We start from the raw sequence: 332 nt of genomic DNA, 5'->3' as shown, positions 1-332 counted from the left end.
TAGTTCAGTCGGTTAGAATACCGGCCTGTCACGCCGGGGGTCGCGGGTTCGAGTCCCGTCCGCTGCGCCATATTCGGTAACCTGGAATACTGAACGCCAGGTCACCACAGAAAGCCCGCTAACGCGGGCTTTTTGCTGTAAAGAGTTACGTGGGTTGTGTTGCTGTACATGGAAATTTGGTTTTTTTAATAAAATTATTAATTAAATCAACACTTTAAGAATTTCTGTGGCATAATGCGCCCCGCAACGAAGGTAAAGGGTGATTAGCTCAGCTGGGAGAGCGTCTGCCTTACAAGCAGAATGTCGGCGGTTCGATCCCGTCATCACCCACC

1 tRNA gene is annotated in these 332 nt (G+C 49.7%); it reads left to right on the top strand.

Going from position 1 to position 332, the window contains the following annotated elements:
* Positions 1–257 precede the first annotated feature (257 nt).
* A tRNA-Val gene (locus tag ACUXVH_RS31715) sits at positions 258–330 on the top strand.
* Positions 331–332 lie beyond the last annotated feature (2 nt).

The organism is Pseudomonas sp. 8(2025), from assembly GCF_052665325.1.
Note: the sequence above shows the minus strand (reverse complement) of the source record. Positions and strands in the feature narration are given on the sequence as shown.